The sequence below is a fragment of the Anabaenopsis arnoldii genome, assembly GCF_028331025.1.
In the GTDB taxonomy this organism is placed as follows: domain Bacteria; phylum Cyanobacteriota; class Cyanobacteriia; order Cyanobacteriales; family Nostocaceae; genus Anabaenopsis; species Anabaenopsis arnoldii.
In genome coordinates this window covers 1-3770 of the sequence record NZ_JAQMUH010000179.1, presented here as the reverse complement: position 1 = coordinate 3770, position 3770 = coordinate 1, and the positions used below count along the sequence as shown (strand labels likewise).

General features: G+C 42.9%; 3 protein-coding genes. All 3 read right to left on the bottom strand.

All coding sequences use genetic code 11. The features are described 5' to 3' along the window. Positions 1-270: MerR family DNA-binding transcriptional regulator (locus PN457_RS15735; RefSeq protein WP_271734341.1), on the bottom strand; the 270-nt coding region annotated here is incomplete at its 3' end. Positions 271-355: 85 nt separating this feature from the next. Next, positions 356-1795: a 9,9'-di-cis-zeta-carotene desaturase gene (gene zds, locus PN457_RS15730; protein WP_271734340.1), complete on the bottom strand. Its 1440-nt coding sequence runs from the start codon at positions 1793-1795 to the stop codon at positions 356-358. 90 nt (positions 1796-1885) lie between these two features. Then, a complete protein-coding gene (locus PN457_RS15725) occupies positions 1886-3526 on the bottom strand; it encodes a DUF6930 domain-containing protein (protein ID WP_271734339.1) in 1641 nt (546 codons plus the stop codon). Positions 3527-3770 lie beyond the last annotated feature (244 nt).

The window sequence follows — 3770 nt, the reverse complement described above, 5'->3', positions numbered from 1 at the left end:
GCCGATATCTTTGATGATTTCGGCATCTGGGTAGAGTGATTGCATATAGGCAAGTCTACCAAGGTCGTCTCGTTGTTTGGTTGAACTAACTCGGCAGTAGCAGACAATGGAAGTTCTAGTGGCACCACGGAGGTAGGATTCAACGTGAAAAAGTCTTTGTCCTCCTTCGTTTTTGATGCTTTCAATCTTGCCATTGTCTGCGTACTTCCTTAAAGTGTTTGGGTGCAGTCCCAGTTGTTTGACTGCTTCTCGTAGTGGTACATAAGCCATACCACTATCTGAGCAGTTATGAGGATATATAATCTATTGTTAGCAAATAACTAGCTATTGGCTAACCTCTGCTTAGTGCGTTTGCTTATTGTTTCAGGTTCTCTAAAATCACTTTTGCTGCACGCCGTCCAGAAATGGTTGCTCCCTCCATGCTGTCAATATAATCTTGTTGAGTATAACTACCTGCTAAAAAGAAGTTATGCACTGGGGTTTTTTGGTCAGGACGGTAAGGATCCATCCCTGGTGCTTCTCGGTAGAGTGATTTCGCCAGTTTTACAACACTATACCAAGTCATATTCAGTTCGCGGGATGAGGGGAACAGTTCATGAACTTGTTTGAGGACGTGTTGGGCGATCGCTTCATTGGTTTGTTTAATAAAAGGATCTCCCGGTGTGAGTACCAACTGTAATAAAGACCCTTGTCCCGGGCGATAATAATCACTGGGACTAGCCAGGGCTAAATCAGCAAAACAAGAAAAGTCAGCATCGGCAGTATACAGTAAATTATCTATCCCCGCGGCATGATTTAGCTGTTTGCGTTCGTGTTCATCTTGGAGTTCTGTTACCCAGCCATCAAATCGCAGCTGTACTGTGGCCACGGGTACTGCATCTAATTTATAAATATTGTCAAATTCCGACCACTTACGCCACTCTTCGGGTAATATACGCTGAATCCCCGGGACATCGCAAGCACACAGGTAAGCATCAGCCCTAACGGTTTGTGTGGTGTCACCTTGGGCAACTACAATACCAGTTACCTGAGTTTGTTCTCCTGATTGAGTAAATTGAATTTCCCTGACTTGGCGACGAGTATGAATTTTAACGTTTCTTGCTTCTAAATATTTCAGGATGGGCTTGTGCAAATACTCATCTGGGGAACCTTCCAGCATCCGCATAATTGAGGCTTCAGTTTTAGATGCAAAAAACTGGAAGATTGTCAACATACAACGGGCGGAAATATGATCACAATCAATAAATCCCAAAGCATAAGCAATGGGGTTCCACATCCGTTTGATACTACCCTCACTACCGCCGTGACTGCGGAACCATTCAGCAAAGCTAACTTTATCTAAGTTACGGATAGTTTTCATCGCCCCGTTGAAGTCTACTAATCCGCGAACAATGGGGCTAGTACCCAAGGCGATGGCATTTTGTAGTTTATCTTGTAATGATAATTGAGAAGTTGTAAAAAATGCCTTTAATCCATTGAAAGGCGCACCAGTAATAAAGCGAAAATCTAAACTACCAGTACGTCCCCCTTGATTAATAAAAGTGTGGGTATGTTCTTTTAGCCGTAAATTGGATAATGCCCCCACTTTCTCCATTAAATCAAATAGCTGGTAGTAACAACCAAAAAATACGTGCAATCCCATTTCAATATGGTTGCCATCTTCATCTACCCAACTACTGACTTTACCACCAACAAATGGGCGGGACTCAAAAATCTCTACTTCACAACCAGCATCAGCCAAATCTACCGCGGTTGCTAGCCCAGCCAGTCCCGCACCCACAATTGCAACGCGCATTCCATCTTACCCTTTCAGTTTCTTTACAAATTGTAACTGAGTTGGTAGCGGAATTAGCTATTGATTCTTGGGTAAGTTTTAGTCAAATTCTCACTCAGGCATGAGTTGCAGAGTGCCAAAACCTAGGGCTTGATGAGAAAGTGAGTGCGCTTCAAATAAAGCCATCATATCTCCTAATTGGGGGTTGCGACTCGTAGATCCTTTTATTCCTTTGGCAATAATCAAAGCACAGTAGCCGTTGGTGTTTTTACACCGCTCATCCCATTTTTTCCGCGCCTCTCCATGGGTTGGATCATCATCTAAAAATTCACCGAACAAGAATAATTCGCCATTTTCAGTTTGCAACAAACCTAAATCGTAGCGATCGCCATCAAAAGGATCAGCACCCGGATTAAAGCAAATGGCTTTGAGTCCGCCGGCTGCGACAATATTTTCAATGATAGTTTTAGCCTTGGGTCGTGAGGTTTGAATTAAAACTACCGGTAATCCATCACCCACTTTTGATATTTCAGCAGACTGATAATTTAGAACTCCTTGACGCAATGAGTCTAACATTTCCCAAGAGATTACTCCCAGACTGATAAAAGAATTTTCTGGAATCAGATCATCTCGCAAGCCAGGAAAATCAGGCAAGTCTTCGGCTCCCATTTCTAGTTCTTCCATGCCCCAACCTGCCATTTCCTCTAATTCTGCTGCTAATTGCGGCATAGTGGAGACAGTCACAGACAAAGACTTAATTGATTCTGAATTGGATTTAGGTACAGAAATACGATAGCGACGGCTGAGGGTAGGAAAAGTTTCACTATCGAGCTGGTTATGGTAATCGCGGATAAAGCGGATCAGGCTCTCTAGAGCCACAAACACTGCTAGTGCTTCCTCTTCATACAAAACCGACCGCAATCCTTCTAATGGGTGGATATTACCGAAAGTAGGCTCAATTTCCGATATGGGTAAATCGCTTAAATCCTCGTCCCCATCCATTTCATCTTCATCTTCATCTTCATCTTCACTTTCAAAAGTCAGAAATAGACAGTCTTGTTTGAGGAAAGCCTCTTCTAAATGTGCTTGTGATTCATCATCCTCTAAAACTTCTGCCCGAAACTGCCTCAGCGAATCTTCAGAGCGATAAAGTAAAATACCGTACTCCATCCCCAACATCCCCATCACGGAAACGTACAGTGTCCCAACGTCCCAGTTATTAATCTCTATTGATAATATTTGTTGTTCTTGTAAAAATTCCCAAGGTGCAGTGTGCCAAACAGCGAAGGCCTGATCACGCAATACTTGTGCATATTGGGGAGGTAAATCGGGAACTTGGTTATCCTGTATCTCAGTAAATCCGCGGAATAGTTCGTCGATTAAGGGCAATTCGGGAACGTAATCAATGCTAATATCCAAGCCTTGCAGCACACCCCGCAGGTAAAACTGAATTTCTCGGTCTTTAACTACAATCTTTTGGGGTCTGGCGGGTTTACCAGGGCTATGGGGATGCTCCATTGCACGCATTAAGGTGCGAACAATTGCTTCTGGACCTATTTCAGGAGATACTACATCCATCCCCCGCACCACACCTTGGGAACCATCTACCCAAAGAATACATTCACCGTTGCTCTCGGAGTCTGAAGCTGATGTTGGCGACGATGACATTGGACGGCGATCGCCCTCCCATACAGAAGGAATTTGAGTTAATGTTTTCAACCGACGAGTGGTAGAGCGATTAAAGCTTGTCATAAAGTAGATTAATCAAAAAGAAGCTATTTGGCAGTAGACTATGAGAAAGAGCTAGTCCTAAGCTGACTATTTTATAGACAAAACTATACTTATGTTGACAAGAATTGACATAAGTGAGTTAAGAAAATCGCCCACTTGATATATAATACGATATCAGGTATTGAATTAAGACTATTGCCAACGCGAAAACCAAGCAATGATAGCGGTAGTCTTTCTTGTAAATCTTAAGAGAAATATCGCGTCT

Excerpts from the sequence above, each read along its gene's own strand:
- PN457_RS15725 (WP_271734339.1), bottom strand. The coding sequence starts at position 3,526 with ATGACAAGCTTTAATCGCTCTACCACTCGTCGGTTGAAAACATTAACT.
- zds (WP_271734340.1), bottom strand. The coding sequence starts at position 1,795 with ATGCGCGTTGCAATTGTGGGTGCGGGACTGGCTGGGCTAGCAACCGCG.